General features: G+C 48.0%; 1 protein-coding gene. It reads left to right on the top strand.

Features of this window, described 5'->3' with window-relative positions:
- Positions 1-275, top strand: a 275-nt coding sequence (locus HBA93_RS21030) for a TonB-dependent receptor domain-containing protein (protein ID WP_221724564.1), incomplete at both ends; no start/stop codon positions are given.

Below are 275 nucleotides of genomic sequence, written 5' to 3' on the forward strand. Positions count from 1 at the left end.
TATGCACCATCCGATGATCTGCTCTGGAGTGCTGCACTTTTTGATACGCGCCAGACCAATCGTTTGACTGATGATACAATTAATGGCTGGCCATATCAGGTTCAAACGGGTGAAGTTCGTTCGCGTGGTTTTGAAACGGAGTTGAAAGCTGATCTGTCTAATGGATGGGGCGTGACAGCGGGCTATTCTTATGTGGATACCAAGATCACAAGCAGTGAAATCCTTGAGGAGTTGAATCAGCAGCTCATCTATTCCCCGCGCCATCAAGCCAGCTT

Source organism: Ochrobactrum sp. SFR4, from assembly GCF_019730395.1.
In the GTDB taxonomy this organism is placed as follows: Bacteria; Pseudomonadota; Alphaproteobacteria; order Rhizobiales; family Rhizobiaceae; genus Pseudochrobactrum.